1 protein-coding gene is annotated in these 1,486 nt (G+C 71.8%); it reads left to right on the forward strand.

The genetic code is table 11. The annotated features are described in order from the left end of the window. The first annotated feature begins 449 nt into the window (after nt 1-449). Nucleotides 450-1,376: an oxidoreductase gene (locus ACWD3D_RS36975; protein WP_451465009.1), complete on the forward strand. Its 927-nt coding sequence runs from the start codon at nt 450-452 to the stop codon at nt 1,374-1,376. The last annotated feature ends 110 nt before the right edge of the window (nt 1,377-1,486 follow it).

The raw sequence follows: 1,486 nt of genomic DNA on the forward strand, positions 1-1,486 counted from the left end.
GGCCTCGGCCGCCACGCCCGCGTACGCGGCCGAGGCCAGCGGAAGGGCCACGGAGGCGGCGGCAAGAAGCCTCAGCAGATCCCGCCGGTCGATGCCGGCGGACCGTGCCCGGCCACCGGCCCACTGGCGCATGCGCATGCGGTCGTACCCGGACTCGGTCAACGGTGTGTGAACCACGAATGCTCCTCGGGGACAGGGGGAAGGGAGCCGACGCGGCTTCGCCGCAGGGCGGTTACGGACCGTAGGGCGAGTGACGCGAGCAGGGAAGGTGCTCGCCCGACCCGTCACGAACCTGCAATGCGGTGGCAACAGCCGGGCCACCGGCCGTGCGTCGTCCACGCGTTGCCCGTGTGCCTGCGGGGCGTCCGGCGCCGGGCGCGGGATGCGGGTGCGCGGTCGAAGGGCGAAAGGTTTTGCCTGAACCCCCGTCCAGAACCGAACATGGCGCCATGACCTCAGCCACCATCACAGCCGCCGCCTCGGGCACCTGGACCCTCGGCGACCGGAAGATCAACCGCATCGGCTTCGGCTCGATGCGACTGCCGCAGACCGGCGCCGCGTTCGATCCGGACGCCGCACCGCGCGACCGCGACCAGGCGATCGGCGTGCTGCGCCGGGCGGTCGAGCTCGGCGTCAACCACATCGACACCGCCGCCTTCTACTTCTCGCGCCTGCGCTCTGCCAACGAACTGATCAACCGGGCGCTCGCGCCCTATCCGGACGACCTCGTCATCACCACCAAGGTGGGCCCCGGCCGGGCTCCTTCGGGCGAGTGGATTCCCCACGCGACCCCGGAACGGCTGCGCGAGCAGGTCGAGGAGAACCTGCGCCAGCTCGGCCGCGACCATCTCGATGTCGTCAACCTCCGTGTGCTGGGGGCCGATTCGATCGCCGAACGCTTCGGCGCGCTCGCCGAACTGCGCGAGCGCGGACTCATCCGTCACCTGGGCATCTCCAACGTGAGCCCCGAGCACCTCGCCGAGGCGCAGAAGATCGCCCCGGTGGTCTGCGTACAGAATCTCTACGGCATCCAAGTACGCCCCGACCAGGACGAGTTCGTCGACAGCTGCGGACGGCAGGGCATCGCGTTCGTACCGTTCTATTCGATCGCCGGCGCCGGTCGCGACAAGGGAGTTGGTGCGGCGCCGGAGCGGGACGAGGTGGCGGAGGTCGCGCGGGCGCACGGCGCGAGTGCCGCACAGGTCCGGCTGGCATGGACGCTGCACCGCGGCCCGCACGTGCTGGCCATCCCCGGCACCGGCGATCCGGCACACCTGGAGGAGAACGTGGCCGCCGGGGCCCTGCGTCTGACGAAGGAGGAGATGGTCCTGCTGGACACCGCCCACCACGCGGTCGCCCCTGACACCGGGGCCTGACGGCACCGTCGTTTCCCCTTCCTTCTGCCGGTGCCGGGGGAGCGGCACGCGCCTTCTCCGGGCGCCGGGGGAGCGGCACGCGCGAGGGGCGCGGCTGGAAGGCCACGCCC

The sequence above is a fragment of the Streptomyces sp. NPDC002690 genome (assembly GCF_053592415.1).

Bases quoted from the DNA above. Each gene is read 5' to 3' on its own strand.
- ACWD3D_RS36975 (WP_451465009.1), top strand. From the start codon at position 450: ATGACCTCAGCCACCATCACAGCCGCCGCCTCGGGCACCTGGACCCTC.